Annotated in this window: 2 protein-coding genes and 3 pseudogenes; all 5 read right to left on the bottom strand. The window is 69.5% G+C overall.

All coding sequences use genetic code 11. From position 1 onward, the window contains the following. Window positions 1-9 precede the first annotated feature (9 nt). Entirely contained in the window at window positions 10-1026 is a 1017-nt protein-coding gene (gene gntD / locus FXN61_RS26525) for a guanitoxin biosynthesis L-enduracididine beta-hydroxylase GntD (RefSeq protein WP_223165607.1), read from the bottom strand. A 12-nt stretch (window positions 1027-1038) separates the two neighbouring features. Continuing rightward, window positions 1039-9068 (bottom strand): annotated as a pseudogene (locus tag FXN61_RS52745) (amino acid adenylation domain-containing protein). After that, window positions 9017-9793: pseudogene (locus FXN61_RS56510) on the bottom strand (condensation domain-containing protein); the annotation flags it as partial. The pseudogenes FXN61_RS56510 and FXN61_RS52745, both read right to left, overlap by 52 nt. A gap of 145 nt (window positions 9794-9938) precedes the next feature. Beyond that, window positions 9939-12854 (bottom strand): annotated as a pseudogene (locus FXN61_RS56505) (amino acid adenylation domain-containing protein); the annotation flags it as partial. 246 nt (window positions 12855-13100) lie between these two features. Continuing rightward, window positions 13101-18740 carry a non-ribosomal peptide synthetase gene (locus tag FXN61_RS26510; RefSeq protein WP_312878004.1) on the bottom strand — a complete coding sequence of 1880 codons (5640 nt, stop codon included), beginning with the start codon at window positions 18738-18740 and terminating at the stop codon, window positions 13101-13103. Between the last annotated feature and the right edge of the window lie 14 nt (window positions 18741-18754).

Genomic DNA, 18754 nt, shown 5'->3' with positions numbered 1-18754 from the left:
CCGTATCCGTCAGATGAGGCGTGCGGTCGCCGAGGCGCGCCGCTCGTGAGACTTGCGCAGGTCGGTGGTGATGCTGACCCGCTTGAGCCAGCGGTCGGTGCCGTCGTAGCGGGCCTGGAACGCCTGCCTGCCGTGCGCCAGCCGGTGGTTGTTGATGACGAGGACGTCACCCGGCTCCAGGGCGACGTCCAGGCAGGACGACTCCAGGAGCTCGTTGACCGCGTCCAGGGCCTCGCGAGCCGCCGGGTCGCGAGGGGTCTCCATGAAGTACGGGTCGAGGCGCATGTACGGGTGTTTGCGGGACCCGTAGAGGACGGCGACGCGGTTGTCGTCGGCCTTCATCTCGGCGATCTCGGCGAACTCGGCGTCGACCCCCTCGGTGACGTTGTGCTTCGCCAGGTGCGAGTCGTCCGGCCGGATGAGGAAGTTCTGCTGGTGCAGCAACTCCAGGTGCGCGGCGTCGAGCGTCGAGAGATCGGGCTCCGACACGATCGTGGCGATCTTGTCGGGGTTGCGCAGGCACTCCAGCAGCAGGTAGTCGGCGCGCCACGGGTGGAACGCGTCCTCGGTGTGCAGCGTGAGCGTGTCGGTGCTGCCGATCCCCATCTGCTCGGTCTCGAAACCCTTGATGGGGAAGATGTCGTGCACCAGCCGGGCGTCCTGCTGGGTCTTCCAGCCGAACGGCTCACCGAGCAGAGACCCGACCAACAGCAGGAGGATCTCCTCGGGGAACTCCGGTGTCGGTATCGGCCGGCCGCGCCAGTGCTGCGGCGTCGGGCCGATGCGCGCGTCGTCGATGGTGTGACCGCGGACCACGCAGTAGCCCAGCTCGTCCTCGAGCGCGAAGTCGCGCAGGAAGCGGCGCTGGCCCACGGGCAGCTCGGCGGCGAGCAGCGGCAGATCACGCAGCAGCTGCTCGTCCGCCGGGCCCGAGTACTCCTTGGCGATGCGCAGCGTCAGGTTCTCGACCTCATCGGCCTCTGCAGCCGACAGGTGGTAGGTCCGTTTGGGCGTGGACGTGGACAAGGATTGCTCCCCTCAATTCCTGTACATGTGTTCGACCAGGGCCTCCACGGCCTGCCGGAAGCGGGTGGCGACCCGCCGCACGGTCTCGGTCCGGTGGAGGTTCGTGCTGTGGTGCCACTCGACGAGGAGCTCTCCCTCGTCGGTGCGCTCGATCTCCAGGTGCAGCGCGTACGGCCGCAGGCCCCTGCTCGTGCTTTCGCCACACAGGTCACCTGGTAGTTCGTCGACGATGAGGCCTGCCTCGTCGTCGTTCGTGGCGTCGAGCCCGCCGGTGAAGTTGACGTTGATCTGTCGGTCCGGTGCGGCGCGCAGGCGGCGCACCTCCGGGTCGTCGGCGGTCAGGTGACGCAGTGCGCCGTAGCCGACTCCGTGGCGTGGCACGGTTTGCAGGCTTTCGCGCACCGCGGTGACCACCCCGGTGTTGTCGCTCAGGTCGTTGTGCTGGAGCACCACCGGGTGGACCGACGTGAACCAGCCGACCGTGCGGGACAGGTCGGTGCCTGGTGCCAGGCTTTCCCTGCCGTGGTGTTCGAGGTCGATGACGACCGTGTCGGTGCCTGCCCACTCCCCCAGCGTCTGCAGCAGCGCGGCCAGGACCAGGTCGAGGACCTGGGCGTTCGGCAGCCCCGCTGCGTCGACGGCGACCTCGACGACGGCGGCGGAGTCCTCGGTGTTGGCGCCGGTGGCGTCGACCGGCAGCGTGAAGGCCGTCTCTGTTTTCGAGAGCCAGTAAGGCAGTTCGGCGCGGACCTCGTCGCTGCCCGCGAAGGCCACGACGGACTCGGCCCACCGCCGGAACGACGTCGTCTTCGCCCCGAGGGGTTCGCGTGGTAAGCCGCGTCGAGGTCCTCCAGCAGGACGTTCCACGACACGCCGTCGACGACCAGGTGGTGCACCACGAGGCCCAGCCACGCGGGTTCGTCGCCGCGGTCGAACAGGACGGCTGCCACGAGCGGACCGTTGGCGAGGTCCAGCGAGCGTTGCAACGCGTTCATGTGTTCCTGGACGTCGCCTTGGACGACCGTGAACACGGCCGCCTCGCCCGGCTCGACGATGTGCTGGTGCCAGCCGTCGGGCCCGTGGTGCAGGCGGGTGCGCAGGGCGTCGTGGTGGGTCACCAGGGTGTCGAGCGCGGCGGCGAGCCGCGTGGCGTCCACGTTCGGTGCCAGCTCGAAGAGCCCCGACCAGTTCCAGTGGTTCCGGTCGTCGATGGTGGCCCGGGTGAACCACCGCTGGATGGGCGTCAGCGGCACCGGCCCGGTGACAGGGCCCTCCTCGACGAGCACGGGCGCCGTGGTCACGGCGGCCAGTTCGGCGACCGTCTGGTGGGTGAACAGGTCGGCCACCGCGAGGCCGAGACCCGCGGCACGGGCACGCGCCACCACCTGCAGGCTCGCGATCGAGTCGCCGCCCAGGTCGAAGAAGTTGTCGTGCATGCCGACGCGTTCGGCGCCCAGCAACTTCGCCCAGATGGCGGCCAGTGCCTGTTCCGCATCGGTGCGCGGGGCGACGTACGCGCCGTCCGCCTCCGGTGCGGCCGGTTCGGGCAGGGCTCGGCGATCGACCTTGCCGTTGGCCGTCAGAGGCAAGGCGTCGAGGGTGACGAACGCCGAGGGCACCAGGTAGTCGGGAAGCCGCTCGCGCAGGAACGCGCGCAGCTCGTACGTGTCGACTTCGGTGACCACGTAGGCGATGAGGCGCTTTGCGTCTCCAGGTCCCGACGCCATGGCCACGACCGCGGCGGCCCGCACGTCCTCGTGACCGGCCAGCAGTGCCTCGACCTCGCCGGGCTCGACCCGGAAGCCCCGGATCTTGACCTGGTCGTCGACCCTGCCGAGGAACTCCAGCGTGCCGTCGGCGCGCCAGCGCCCCCTGTCGCCGGTGCGGTACAGGCGTTCGGAGGACCTGGTGGGGTCGGGGACGAACCGCTCAGCGGTGAGGTCCGCGCGGCCGACGTAGCCGCGGGCCACGCCGGGGCCGCCGACGAACAGCTCGCCCGCCACACCGGGTGGCAGCACCTGCAGCCACGGGTCGAGCACGTAGGCACGCATACCCGCGAACGGCCTGCCGATGGGTACTTGCGCGCCAACGGTTTCGAGGGTGTGGATGGTGCACGTCATGGTGGTCTCGGTGGGCCCGTAGGCGTTCACGATGCGCAGGTCGGGCCGGCGCTCGCGGGCCGTGCGGGCGTGCTGGGCCTGCAGGGCGTCACCGCCCACGACGAGCAGGCGCAGGCCGTCGAGCACGTCGGGCGAGGTCTCGACCAGCTGGTGGAACAGGCCGGTGGTGAGCAGCGAGGCGGTGATGCCGTGCTCGCGCAGGAACGAGCCGACGTCCATCCGCCCTGCGAGGTCCGCGGGGCCGACGACGAGGGTGGCCCCGTTGAGCAGCGCCAGCCAGATCTCGAAGGCGCCGGTGTCGAAGCCGATGCCCGCGAGGTGCGACACGGCGTCGCCGGGCTCGACGCGCACAGCGGGGTCGGTGCACACCCTGGCCACGCCCTCGTGGGTCAGCGACACGCCCTTGGGCACGCCCGTCGAGCCCGACGTGAACAGCACGTACAGCTCGCTGTCCGGGCCACCGGCGATCGGCAGCGGCCCCTCGGCCTCCGCGTCGGTCAGTTCGAGAACGCGCATGCCTGCGACGTCGAGGGGCCACTCGCCCGCGGTGACGACGAGCTCGACGCCTGCCGTGTTGATCATCTGGGTCAGGCGCGCGGTGCCCTGGGCCGGGTCGAGCGGGACGTAACCGCCGCCCGCCCCGATCACGCCGAGCATGGCGATGATCAGCTCGGGACTGCGGTCCAGATGAAGGCCGACGCGAGTCCCAACTCCGACCCCCTGGGTGCGCAGCCACTGAGCGACGCCTGAGGCCCGGCTGTCGAGCTGGGCGTAGGTGAGCTCGGCACCGCCGCCACGCAGCGCGGGACGGTCAGGATGGGCCGCGACCTGGCGTCCGAACAGCGCCGCCAGGTGTGCCGCAGGCATCTCGCGAGACGCGGACGAACTCCACGAGAGCACCTCGGCGTTCTGGCCGGCGTCAAGCAGGGCGATCTCCCGCACGGGCGTGCCCGGCGTGCCGGCGACGGTGGTGAGGATGCGTTCGAGCTGGTCCAGCAGCGCCTCGACGGTGGCGTCGTCGAACGCGCCGGTGGAGTACTCGCACAGCAGGCCCAGCTGGCCGTCGACGTCGACGACGAGCTTCAGCGGGTAGCGACCCTGTTCCAGCATCGCGGGTGAGTCGAACTCGTCCGCGTCGTCGCCGTCGTCGCCGTCGTCTGAGCCGCCGGGCAGGTTCTGAACCGCGACGATGCTCTCGAACAGCCTCGGCACGCCGGCCACCCGCTGGATGTCGACCAGCGGCGAGTGCTCGAACCGCTGCACTGCGACCTGGCCGTCCTGGACGGTCCGCAGCCACTCCTCGAACGGGGTGCGGTCGCCGGGGACCTTGATCCGCACGGGCAGCGTGTTGATGAACAGTCCGACGATCGACTCGACACCGGCCAACGAAGCGGGACGCCCCGACACGGTGAGTCCGAAGACGACGTCGTCCTCACCGCTGTGCGACGCCAGCAAAAGCGCCCACGCAGCCTGCACGACAGCGCTGATCGTGACGCGCTCACGCCGTGCCAGCCCCTCCAACGAAAGGGCGACGTCCTCCGGCAGCTCGCGGTGCCTCCTGCCCTGCTCCCAGTGCAGCCGGGTGGTGCGGTCGACGGGCAGGGCCGTGGGCGAGGTGAAGCCGTCGAGGTACTCGCGCCAGAAGTCGTCGGCGGCGGGCTGCTCCTGGAGCCAGGCGATGTAGTCGCGGTAGGGGCGCACCGGCGGCAAGGGCTGCCGCTGGTAGGCCGCGATCACCTCGTCCCAGACGAGCGGGATGCTCCAGCCGTCGAGGTACAGGTGGTGGAACGTGAAGACGACCCACTGGCGGTCGCCCCTGTCGGCCACGTACACCCGCAGCAACGGGGCGGTGGTGACGTCGAAACCGCGCCGCTGGTCGGCGTCGAGCAGCTCGTCCAGCGCGGCGTCGGGGTCGGCGACGGAAGTCCAGTCGAGAACCTCGAACGGCACGTCGACCTCGCCGATGACGACCTGCAGAGGCTCCTCGACGCCCTCCCACACGAACGCGGTGCGCAACGCGGGGTGGCGGCCGACGACGATGCGCCAGGCTTCCCGCAGGGCAGCCACGTCGAGCGGCCCGCGCAGCTCGCGCACGTCCTGCGCCCAGTACACCGCGGTGTCGGCGGGCGCCTCCAGGACGTGGAAGAGCATGCCCTGCTGCATGGGCGACAACGGGTAGGCATCGACCAAGCCCGGCACCCGCGCCCGGAGCGGCTCCAGGTCCACCAACGGTTCCGCGGTAGCAGTGGAGCCGACAGCGACGCCCGTGTGGGCGGCGAGCTGCTGGACGGTCTGGTGCGTGAAGAGGTCGGCGATCCTCAGCTCCAGGCCCGCTTCCCGTGCCCTGGCGGCGATCTGGAGGCTGATGATCGAGTCGCCGCCCAGCTCGAAGTAGTTGTCGTGGACGCCGACGCGCTCGACGCCGAGCACCTCCGACCACACCGCGGCGAGAGTGCGCTCGACGTCGGTGCTGGGTGCCTCATAGCTCGTGGAGTCCGGCGCGTCGGGCAGCGGCAGCGCGCGCTTGTCGAGTTTTCCGTTGGTGTTCAACGGCAACTCGTCGAGCGGCACGATCGCCGACGGCACCAGGAACTCGGGCAGGCGCTCGGCGAGGAACTGCCGAACGTCCGCGACGTCTGCCGAACCCACGACGTAGGCGACGAGACGCTTGCCCTGCTGCAGCTCACGAACGACCACGGCGGCGTTGGCGACGTCCGGGTGGCCGGCGAGCACGTGCTCGACCTCGCCGGGCTCGACCCGGAACCCGCGGATCTTGACCTGGTCATCGGTCCGGCCGACGAAGTCCACCGCACCATCCGCACCCCACCGCACCAGGTCACCAGTGCGGTACATGCGGGCACCAGGCACGTACGGGTCAGGAACAAACCGCTCAGAAGCCAAGTCCGCCCGACCCGCATAACCACGCGCCAAGCCGAGGCCACCGATGTACAGCTCACCCGGCACGCCAACAGGCGCAGGTCGCAACCACCGGTCCAGCACGTGGAAACGCAGGCCTCGCAACGCAGTGCCGATGGGCACGGTGGCCGGACCGAGCCGGCCAGTGTGCATGTCGTGGAACGACGCGTACACCGTGGTCTCGGTGGGGCCGTACATGTTGTAGATCGCCACGGCCGGGTTGGCGTCGAGCACCTTGCGCGCCTGGATCGGCGACATCCCTTCGCCACCGGCCAGCACCTTGCGGTGTCCCGAGAACACGCCAGGATCGGTGTCCGCCAGCTGATGGAACAAGCCAGTGGTCATGAACGACAACGTCACGCCGTGCTCGGTGAAGAGCTTGGCCACGTCCAGCCGCTCGGCCAAGTTCGCGGACGCCACGGCGAGCGTCGCCCCGCTCAGCAACGCCGTCCAGATCTCCCACGTCGACGCGTCGAAGGACACCGCGGCCATGTGCGCCACGACATCGCCGGGCCGGGCGGACACCGCGGAGTCGAGCACGACCCGCAGGACGCCTTCTTCGGTGACCTCCACGCCCTTGGGCACGCCCGTCGAGCCCGACGTGAACATCGTGTAGACCAGACGTTCAGGCACGGCAACGAGTTCCGGCCACTCAGCGGGCGCGGTGACCAACTCTGCGAAGTCGACAACACGCGCGGCTTCCAGGGCGTAGTCACCACGCGACACCACCAGCTCAACACCGGCAGCCGCCTGCACATCGCGAAGACGACCGTGCGGCAACGCGGGATCAAGCGGCACATACGTGCCACCTGCCTGCACTACGCCCAGAATCGCGACGACCAGGTCGACCGACCGCTCGAACCACAGGCCTACCCGCGTCTCCACACCGACACCAGCGGCACGCAGACCCGACGCCACCCGCGCCACCCGCTCACCCAGCTCGGCGTAGGTCAGCGCAACGTCACCATCCCGCTGCCCCTGCTCGGTGGAGGTCTGCTCCCGGCCACCGCCACGGATGGCCATCTGGTCGGCGAAGTCGTTGACGGCCAAGCGGAACCGCTCGGCCAAGCCGATGAAGGGCTCGTCCACCACAGGACCCTCGCCCCACCCGGTCACGGGCGCGGGCGTCACCTCGCGCACGACGGCGGCAGGCCGGCGGGCGGCAGCGGTGAGCACGTCGGCGAGCTGGCCGAGGAGGCGCTCCACAGTGGACGGATCGAAGGCGCCGGTGGAGAAGTTGGCCTCGACCTTCAGCGTCGCTTCGAGGTCGACGGCGAGGATCATCGGGTAGTGCATCTGCTCGACCGAGTCGGTCGAGGCGAACAGCTCGTCCGGGTCTTCCTCGCCCTCCTCCGGCATCGCGCCCTGCGGGTAGTTGCCGAAGACGAGCATGCTGTCGAACAGGCCACCCGTGGTGACGCGCTGGATGTCGGCGAGCGGCGTGTGCTCGTGCCGCTGCACCGCGACCTGGTTCTCCTGCAGCTCGCCGAGCCAGTCGGCGAACGACCGCTCCCACGCCACGCGCACCCGCACCGGCAGGGTGTTGATGAACAGGCCGACGATCGACTCCACGCCGGGCAGCTCGGCCGGACGCCCGGACACGGTGAGGCCGAACACGACGTCGTCCTCGCCCGAGTAGGCCGACAACAGCACGGCCCACGCCGCCTGCACGACCGTCGACAGGGTGACCCGCCGGGTGCGGGCCAGCTCGACGAGTGCCGCCGTGACGTCGCGGGGCAGCGCCAGCTCACGCCGGTCCTGGGCCCAGTGCTCACGCACCACGCGGTCCACCGGCAACGGCGTCGGCGAGTCGAACCCGCCGAGGTACTCCCGCCAGAACGCTTCGGCCTCAGCACGATCACGCTGGCCCAGCCACGCGATGAAGTCCCGGTAGGGCCGCACCGGCGGCAGGGACTCACGCTGGTAGGCGGCGGTGACCTCGTCCCACAGCAGCGGGATGCTCCAGCCGTCGAGGTACAGGTGGTGGAACGCCAGCAAGATCCAGTGGCGGTCGCGTCCGCGAGCGAGGTGCACTCGCAGCAGCGGCGCGGTGGTGAGATCGCACCCGCGGGCGCGGTCCTCGGCCAGCAGTTCGTCGATGGCGGCTTCGGGATCGGCGACGGCCGACCAGTCGTGCACCTCGAACGGCACGTCGACGTTGCCCACGACGACCTGGAGCGGCTCGCGCACGCCCTCCCACACGAAGGCGGTGCGCAACGCGGGATGCCGGTCGACCACGAGCTGCCAGGCCGCACGCAGAGCGTCGACATCGAGCTCACCGGTCAGCTCGCGCAGGTCCTGCGTCCAGTAGACGCCGCTGTCGGGCGACTCGACGGCGTGGAAGAGCATCCCTTGCTGCAGCGGCGACAACGGGTAGACGTCGACCAGTCCTGGCGTGCGGGCGACCAAAGCGTCCAAAGAGGACTGATCGAAGGAAGCCAGCGGAACGTCGGACGGCGTGAGGCCGTGCGCGCCCGACCGGCAGTGGTCGACCAGGTCAGCCAAGGCCTGCACGTATGCCTCGGCGAGCCGCGAGATCGTCTCGTGCCGGTGGAGGTTGGTGCTGTACTGCCACTCCACGGAAAGGGTCCCGTCGGCGGCCTGGGCCACCTCGACACCGAGCACGTGCGAGCGCAACCCGCCCTCGCCCTCGGCGGGGCCGCACAGCTCCTCGGAGAGCTCACGGGCGAACAGGCCGACGGCCTCGTCCTCGACGGCGTCGAATCCACCGAGGTAGTTGAAGACGACCGGGCGATCCGGGGCGGACCTGAGCTGCTCGTCCCGCTCACGCAGCACGGTGTAGCCGACACCGCGGCGCGGCACGGCCCGCAGCTGTTCCTTGACCGCCTTGATGACGCCGGCGATGTCACCGAGGTCGGCGTGGTGGAGCCCGACGGGGTGGATGGCGTGAACCAGCCGACGGTGCGGGACAGGTCGATGCCGTCGGCGATCGGCTCGCGGCCGTGGCTTTCCAGGTCGATGGCGGCGGCGCTGGTGCCGGTCCACCGCCCGAGCACCTGGAGCAGTGCGGCGACGAGCAGTTCGTGGCCCTGGGTGCGGTAGGCGCGGTGGGCGTGGGTGAGCAGCGCCGAGGTGCGTCCCGCGTCGAGGGCGACGCGAACGGACTCGGTCGAGTCCTCGGTGTTGAGACCGTCGTGGTCGGTGGGCACGGCCGTGGTCGTCCGCACGACCTCCCGCCACCAGGGCAGCTCGTCCTGGGGGTCGAACGCCTCCAGTGCGGCGGCCCACTCCTGGTACGAGGTGGTCTTCGGTCCGAGGACACCGGCGGAGTACGCGGTGTCGAGGTCCTCCAGCAGGACGTTCCAAGAGACCGCGTCCACGACGTAGTGGTGCACGGTGAGGCCGAACCACGCGGGCCGATCGCCGCGGTCGACGTACACGGCACGCAGCAACGGCCCGTCCGTGAGGCTCAACGACGTCTGCGCGGTGGCCATGGCCGCGGTGACGGCCTCGTCCAGCGCGGGGCCGTCGAGGGCGGCCGCGTCGAGCACGGTCACCAGCTCGGCGGTCTCGGCGGGTGCGTTCTCCTGGGTGTCGCCGTGCAGGCGCAGCCGCAGGGCGTCGTGGTGGGCGACGACCGTGCCGAGCGCGGCGCGCATCGTGCTCGCGTCCGTGCCCGGTGCCAGCTCGAACATGCCGGACCAGTTGAAGTGGTCCCGTTCGGGCAGGTCCTCCCGGATGAACCAGCGCTGGATGGGCGTGAAGGCCACGGGTCCGCTGACGGTGCCCTGGTCGGCCGTGCTGGGTGCGGCCGTGGTGACGTGGGCGGCGAGCTCGTGGACCGATTGGTGCGTGAAGAGATCGGCGATCGCCAGCTGCAGTCCGGCGGCACGGGCACGACGAGACGTGCAGGCTACGGATCGAGTCGCCGCCCAGTTCGAAGAAGTTGTCGTGCACGCCGACCCGTTCGACGCCGAGCACCTCCGACCACACCGCGACGAGCGTGCGCTCGGCGTCCGTGCTGGGCGGCTCGTACGCGGTCGTGGTCTCGGGGGCGCCGGGGTCGGGCAACGCGCGCTTGTCGAGTTTTCCGTTGGTGTTCAACGGCAACTCGTCGAGCGGCACGATCGCCGACGGCACCAGGAACTCGGGCAGACGTTCGGCGAGGAAGCGGCGAAGGTCCGCCGGCTCGGCGGTGCTCACAACGTAGGCGATCAAGCGCTTGTCGTTCACGATCACGGCGGCGTTGGCGACGTCCGGGTGGCCGGCGAGCACGTGCTCGACCTCGCCGGGCTCGACCCGGAACCCGCGGATCTTGACCTGGTCATCGGTCCGACCGACGAAGTCGACCGCACCGTCAGCGCCCCACCGCACCAGGTCACCGGTGCGGTACATCCGAGCACCGGGCACGTACGGGTCAGGAACAAACCGCTCAGCAGCCAAGTCCGCACGGCCCGCATAGCCACGCGCCAAGCCGGTACCACCGATGTACAGCTCACCCGGCACGCCGACCGGCGTCGGCTGGAGCCAGCGGTCCAGCACGTGGAAACACAAGCCCCGCAAGGCATTGCCGATCGGGACCGACGACGGACCGAGCCGGCCGGTGTGCATGTCGTGGAACGATGCGTACACAGTGGACTCAGTCGGCCCGTACATGTTGTAGATGGCGACGGCCTGGTTGGCGTCGAGCACCTTGCGGGCCTGCAGGGGCGACATCGCCTCGCCACCGGCCAGCACCTTGCGGTGTCCCGAGAACACGCCCGGATCGGTGTCCGCCAACTGGTGGAACAAACCGGTGGTCATGAACGACAACGTCACGCCGTGCTCGGCGTAGAGCTTGGCCACGTCCAGTCGCTCAGCCAGGTTCGCGGGTGCCACGGCGAGGGTGGCGCCGGTGAGCAGAGCCGTCCAGATCTCCCACGTCGACGCGTCGAAGGACACCGCGGCCATGTGCGCGACCACATCACCGGGCTGAGCGGCCACCGCCGGGTCGAGCGCGACGCGCACGACACCTTCCTCGGTGACCTCCACGCCCTTGGGCACACCCGTCGAGCCCGACGTGAACATCGTGTAGACCAGACGTTCAGGCACGGCAACGAGTTCCGGCCACTCAGCGGGCGCGGTGACCAACTCTGCGAAGTCGACAACACGCGCGGCTTCCAGGGCGTAGTCACCACGCGACACCACCAGCTCAACACCGGCAGCCGCCTGCACATCGCGAAGACGACCGTGCGGCAACGCGGGATCAAGCGGCACATACGTACCACCCACCTGCACCACACCCAGAATCGCGACCACGAGGTCGACCGACCGCTCGAACCACAGGCCTACCCGCGTCTCCACACCGACACCAGCGGCACGCAGACCCGACGCCACGCGCGCCACCCGTTCGCCGAGCTCGGCGTAGGTCAGCTCCTGGCCACCGCCACGGACGGCCACGTGGTCGGCGAAGTTGGTGACAGCCAAGCGGAACCGCTCGGCCAAGCCGACGTAGGGCTCGTCGAACGCGGGGCCGGCACTCCAGCCGGTCGCCGGCGTCGGCGTCACCTCGCGCACGAGCTGGTCAGGGCCTGCGACCGCGCTGGCCAGTACGGCCTGCAGCTGGTCGAGCAGCCGGTCGACGGTGGCTTCGTCGAACGCGCCGGTGGAGAACTCGGCCTCGATCTTGAGCGTGTCCTCCAGGTCGATCGCGAGCCCGATCGGGTAGTTGATCTGCTCGATGGAGTCGAGCGCGCCGAAGCGGTCCTCGTCGCCGTCCTCGTCCTCTTCGGACAACAGTGCCTGCGGGTAGTTGCCGAACACCACGATGCTGTCGAAGACGCCGCTGCCACGAGGCAGCTCCGACCACCGCTTGATGTCCGACAGCGCGGTGAACTCGTAGCGCTGCACCGCGACCTGGTTCTCCTGCAGTTCACCCAGCCAGTCGGCGAAAGTGCGCTCCCACGACACCCGCACACGCACCGGCAGCGTGTTGATGAACACGCCCACCATCGACTCGACGCCGGGCAGGTCGGCAGGGCGGCCGGACACGGTGAGGCCGTAGACGACCTCGTCGTCACCCGAGTAGGCGGAAAGCAGAAGTGCCCACGCCGCTTGGATCACCGTCGACGGCGTGACACGCCTGCGCCGGGCGAGGTCCATGATCCCGGTGGTCAGGTCCTCCGGCAGCTCGACGCGGCGGCGTCCCTGCGCCCAGTGGTCGCGCACCGAGCGGTCGACGGGCAACGCCGTCGGGGCGTCGAACCCGGCCAGGTAGTCCCGCCAGAACGACTCGGCCTGTGCGCGATCGCGCTTGCTCAGCCAGGCGATGAAGTCCCGGTACGGCCGCACGGGTTCGAGGTCGGGCATCGTGCCGTGGCACAGGGCGTCGTAGGTGGCGCCGACCTCCTCGAGGACGACGGGCACGCTCCAGCCGTCGCACAGCCCGGAGTAGAGGGCCCACACCATCCGGTGGTGACCGGTGCCGTCGTTGATCATGTGCACGCGCATGAGCGGCGGCCGGGTGAGGTCGAAGCCCTGGGCGCGGTCGCGGGCGAGCAGCTCCTCGAGCGCGGCCTGCCGGTCGGTCACGGCGGACCAGTCGTGCACCTCGAAGGGCACCTGGACGTCGCTCATGACGACCTGGAGCGGCTCGGGCACGCCCTCCCACACGAAGCCGGTGCGCAGCACGGCGTGGCGTGCGATCACCAGCTCCCATGCGCGCCGCATGGCGTCGAGGTCGAGCACCCCGTCGAACTCGTACAGGCCCTGCGCCCAGTAGACACCCTTGTCCGATTCCGCCTCCAGGACATGGAAAAGCATGCCCTGTTGAACAGGCGCCAACGGATACATGTCTTCAATCACTGATCCCCCGCCTAACCCTCTCCCCGCCAACATTTTTACACAACAGTCATTTACCGGGTCAAGGAATGCTCACAGTCATCGAATATTCGTATGGAGATCATTTGCCCTGGTCCTCGCACATTTAAAATGGCATGCCGAAATAGAGCTTGCTGACACCGTGCAATTCGCTGGTACAACTGCGAAACGCGAGTGCGCTATCTGCCCCCTCTTATCGGGCGCCTCGTTCCGGCTCGATCACCCACCCATCTGCTTGAGCACGGCGGCGAGGCTCGCCTGATCGATGTTGGCCAGCGGGAAGTCGGACGGGGTGACTCCGCCGGCTCCTGACTGGCAGTGCTCGACCAGCTCGCGCAGCACGTCCACGTAGCGCGCCGCGAGCCGCTCGACAGTCGCTGGTCTGTGCAGGTTGGTGCTGAAGTACCACTCGACCAGCAGCCGACCGTCCGAGGTCTGCTCGGCTTCGATCTGCAGCAGGTGCGATCGGTTCCCCTGCTCGTTCTCCGTCGGGCCGCACAGGTCGGCGGACAGTTCCTTGCGGATCAGCCCGTCCTCGTCGTCGCCCACGGCGTCGAACGCGCCGAGGTAGTTGAACAACACGGGCCGCGCAGGTGCGTTGACCAAGCGGTCATCACGTTCCAGGTAGCGGAGAATCCCGTACCCGACACCGCGGCGCGGCACCATGCGCAGCTGTTCCTTGACCGCCTTGATCAGCTCACCGCTGTCGTTGAGGCGGTTGTGGCGCAAGCGCACCGGGAAGATCGACGTGAACCACCCGACGGTGCGGGACAGGTCGACGCCGTCGGCGATCGCCTCGCGGCCGTGGCTCTCCAGGTCGATCGTGACGTCGCCGGTGCCCGCCCACTCGCCCAAGGTTTTGAGCAGGGCGGCCAGCAGCAGGTCGTTGATCTGGGTGCGATAGGCCTTGTGGGCCTCGCCCAGCAGCACCTCGGTGGACTTCGCGTCGAGCCAGGTGCGGACGGTGTCGGCCGACGCCTCGGTGTTGGCGCCCTGGCCGTCGACGGGCAGCGCGGTGACCCGTTCGGTCTGCGCGGCCCAGTGGTCGCGTTCGGTTTCGGGGTTGTCGTCGTGCAGCACCTCGGCCCACTGCCGGAACGAGGTCGTCTTCGGCTCCAACGCCTCCGGCCCCGCGGTGTAAGCGGTCTCCAGATCTTCCAGCAGGACGTTCCACGCCACGCCGTCCATGACGAAGTGGTGCGCGGTGAGACCCAGCCAGGCGGGGGCGGCACCGCGGTCGAAGTAGATCGCGGCCACGAGCGGGCCGTCCGCCAGGCGCAACGACGTCTGCGTTTCGGTCATGTGCGCGATGACCTCGTCGTCGTCCTGGGCGGTGACGACGCGCAGGACCGGCTGCAGCTCACCGTCGTTGTCCTGCACCCAGGTGTCCCCGTCCTGGCGGAACCTGATGCGCAGGGCGTCGTGGTGTGCCGCGACGGCGTCGAGTGCCCGCGCGAGCCTGTCCGGGTCGGTGCCGGCTGCCAGCTCGAACACGCTCGACCAGTTCCAGTGGTCGCGGTCAGGGATGTCCTGCTCGACGAACCAGTGCTGGATCGGCGTGATCGGGACGGGACCGGTGACGACACCCTGTTCGGCCAGCGTGGCCGTCGGGGTGTCGCGCACGACGGGTGCGAGCTCGGCGATGGTCTGGTGGGCGAACACGTCCGCCACGTCCACCCCCAGCCCGGCGGCCCTGACCCTGGCGACGATCTGCAGGCTCAGGATCGAGTCGCCGCCCAGTTCGAAGAAGTTGTCGTGCACGCCCACGCGTTCGAGGCCGAGCACCTGCGCCCACACCGCCGCAAGAGTGTCCTCAATGGACGTTCGAGGCGCCTCGAAGACCTCGGCCGTCGTCTCGGGTTCGGGGTCGGGCAGACCCCGGCGGTCGACCTTGCCGTTCGGTGTCAGCGGAAGCCGATCCAGCGCCACGAACACCGACGGCACAAGGTAATCCGGCACCCGCTCGCGCAACCAGTCCCGCAGGACCTTCGTGCTGAACTCACCTTCCGCGACGACGTAAGCCACCAGGCGCTTGCCGCCGTGCGGGCCACCATCCCGTGCCACCACAACGACATCGCGCACGTCGGGGTGGTCGCCGATGACGACCTCGACCTCGCCGGGTTCGACCCGGTAGCCGCGGATCTTGACCTGCTCGTCGACTCGGCCCAGGAACTCGATCGTGCCGTCCGCACGCCACCGCGCCCGGTCACCAGTGCGGTACAACCGGCCACCGGCCGCGCCGAAGATGTCCGGTACGAACCGTTCCGCGGTCAGGTCAGGCCGGTTCACGTAACCACGTGCCACACCCGGACCACCGACGAGCAGCTCACCCGGAACACCGACGAGGGCCGGGCGCATCGCGTCGTCGACGATGACGGCGCGGGCGCCGGCGAGCGGTGTGCCGATGGGCACCACGGCTTGCGGGTGGTCGTCCGTGACCGGGTGGAAGATCGAGTCGATCGCCGCCTCGGTCACACCGAACACGTTGCCCGGCACCGCATTCGGCGCCACCTCGGCCACCGCACTCGTGAGCGCGTCATGCGTCCACATGTCGGTGCCCGAGATCACCAGTCGCAGGCTCTCCACCGGCCCGGCAGTGCGGCAGTGCGCCGCCAGATTACGCAGGAGCATGCCGGGAACGATCTCCGCGATCGCCACACCGTCACCAGACAGCGTGCCGTGCAACGACTCCACGGACACGTGCTCGTCGTGCGGCAGGAACACCACGCTCTGCCCAAACGCCAGCGCACGGGTCATGTCGCCGATGGACACGTCGAACCCTGGACCAGACATCGACAACACCGTGCCTGGGCCACCCACGTCGGCGAGCCCGGCCCGCCATCCCGCGACATACGACGACAACGCGCCGTGCGTCACCGCCACACCCTTGGGCCGGCCAGTCGACCCCGACGTGTAAGCGATGTACGCCAACGCATTCGGGTCGGTCCGCACCGGTAGGTCGTCGAGGACCGTGTCGTCCAGCACGAGCACTTCACCGCTGAACCCGGCCAGCTCGCCGGCGAGGTCGTTGGTGGTGACCGCGGCGGTCGCACCGGCGTCAGCCAGCAGGAACGCGAGACGTTCCGCGGGCAGACCGGGGTTGATCGGCACGTACACGCCACCGCTGCGCAGCACGCCTTGGAACGCCACCGCCAGCTCGATCCCGCGCGGCACCAGCACCGCGACCGGTGACTCCACCGTGACACCGGCCCGCTGGAGCCGTGCCGCCAAGCCTGCGGAACGGGCGTCCAGCTCGGCGAACGTCAGGCGCTCGTCGCCGCACCTCGCGGCCACGGCGTCGGTGTGAGCCCAGCTGTGGATCAGCTCGGGTACCGGCGATTCGGCGACCGGCGTCGAGGTCTCACCCCACGCCACGAGCTGCGCGGCCTGTTCCGGACGCTGCAGCGGCAGTTCGGCGACGGCCAGCTCAGGCTCGTGGGCGACGGCGGTGAGGACGACGACGAGCTGGTCGAGAACGCGCTCGACCGTGGCCGCGTCGAAGGCGGCCGTGGAGAACTCGGCCTCGATCTTGAGCGTGGTCTCCAGGTCGACGGCGAAGGTGAGCGGGTAGTTGCCCTGCTCCACCGACTCGACCGCGTCGGCCCACTCCTCTTCGGTGTCGGCGGGTGCCTCCTCCTGCGGGTAGTTGCCGAACACGACGATGCTGTCGAACAACGCGCGGCCGTGCGGCACGGCGGACCACCGCTGCACGTCGACCAGCGGGGTGAACTCGAACCGTTGCAGCGCAACTTGGTTGTCCTGCAGCTCGTGCAACCACGTGGCGAACGGCGTCCTGCCGGGTATTGAGGCCCGCACCGGCAGTGTGTTGATGAACAGGCCGACCATCGACTCGACCCCGGCCAAGTCGGCCGGTCGGCCGGACACGGTCAGGCCGAACACCACGTCGTTCTCACCCGAGCTCGCGGAAAGGACCTTGGCCCACGCGGCCTGAACGACCGTGGACAACGTGACGCGCTCGCGCCGGGCCAGCTCCACGAGCCTGGTGGTGACGTCCTCGTCGAGGTTCGTGCGCCGCCGGTCCTGGGCATAGTGGCTCGCGGCCAGGCGGTCCACCGGCAATGTCGTGGGCGCTTCGAAGCCGTCCAGGTAAGTGCGCCAGAACCCTTCGGTGTCAGCGGGATCGCGCTGGTCCAGCCAGGCAATGTAGTCGCGGTACGGACGCGATGGCGGCAACGACTGCCGCTGATAGGCGGCAGACACCTCGTCCATGACGACGGGCAGACTCCACCCGTCACACAGACCCTGGTACAGGCCCCAGATGAGCCAGTTCCGCCCGTCACCTCGGTCGACGAGGTAGAGGCGGGTGAGCGGCGGCCGGGCCAGGTCGAAACCGAGCGCACGGTCCTCTTCCAGCAGCTCCTGCAACCGCACCTGTTGAGCCGCCTCGTCCAGACCCGACCAGTCGTGGGTGGTCAACGGCACGTCGACATCGGCCAGCACGACCTGCACGGGCTCGCTGACGCCCTCCCAGATGAACCCGCTCCGGAGCGCGGCGTGCCGAGTGATCACCTGGCGCCAGGCACCGGCCAGCCGGTCCGCATCGATCGGACCGGTCAGGTCGTAGACGCCCTGCCCCCAGTAGAGCCCGTCCCCTTCCTCCGGGGCACCGACGACACCGAACAACATGCCCGACTGCACCGGCGCGAGCCGGTAAACGTCCACAAGCGACGGACAGCGCTCCACGAGCCCGTCGACCTCGCCCTGCGTCAGCGACGCCAACGGGAAGTCCGACGGCGTGAAGCCACCGGCAGTCGACCGGCAATGCGCGGCCAGCTCACGCAGGACCTCGACATACCGAGCCGCAACCCGTTCGACAGTGGTGGTGTCGTGCCGGTTGGTCGAGTGGAACCACTCGATCGACAACCGCCCATCAGCGGTCTGCTGCACCTCAAGCTGCAACAGATGCGACCGCGTCCCACCCTCCCCTTCGCTCGGCCCGGCCAGATCGCCGTCCAACTCACGACGGATCAACCCGGCCGACTCGTCACCCGCGGCGTCATACGCCCCGAGGTAGTTGAACAACACCGGACGATCCGGCGCACCGGCCAAGTCGTCCTGCAGCCAACGCAGCACGCCATAGCCGACACCACGACGCGGCACCGACCGCAGCTCTTCCTTCACCGCCTTGATCGCCGCCGCCGGGTCACGCTGGTTCGTGAGGCGCACCGGGAAGATCGACGTGAACCACCCGACAGTGCGCGACAAGTCCGCACCCTCACGACCGTGGCTCTCCAGATCCACGGTGACGTGGTCGGTACCGGCCCACTCCCCGAGTGTCCGGGCGAGAGCGGTCAGCAGCAGATCGTGGCCTTGCGTGCGGTACGCCTTGTGCGCGTCGCTGAGCAGAGCCGCAGTCGTGTCCGCATCCAGCCACGACTGCACAATCGCCCCGGACGCCTCGGTGTTCGGGCCATCGCCATCAGCAGGAAGCTCGGCGACGTCCGCAGTCGCGCTGATCCAGTGGTCACGTTCGCCACTGGCGTCGTCATCCCGCAGCTGCAACGCCCACTGCTGGAACGACGTGGTCTTCGGCGGGAGCGCTCCACCGTGGTAGGCCGTCTCGAGGTCCTCCAGCAGGACGTTCCACGACACCCCGTCCATCACCAGGTGATGCACGGTCAGCCCGAGCCACGCGGGCCGGTCACCACGGTCGAAGAACACAGCCGCCACCAGCGGACCATCGGCCAGACGCAACGACTTCTGTGCCGCCGTCATCTCCTCGACCACTTCGTCGTCGTGCACAGCAACGACCCGCAGCAGACCGGTGGCCTCGATGCCGGCGTTGTGCTGGCTCTCCGGTGTGAACCGGATGCGCAGCGCATCGTGATGCGCCACCACGGCATCGAGCGCCA

It is taken from the genome of Lentzea indica, assembly GCF_012184385.1.
GTDB classification, from domain to species: Bacteria; Actinomycetota; Actinomycetes; order Mycobacteriales; family Pseudonocardiaceae; genus Lentzea; species Lentzea indica.
Note: the sequence above shows the minus strand (reverse complement) of the source record. Positions and strands in the feature narration are given on the sequence as shown.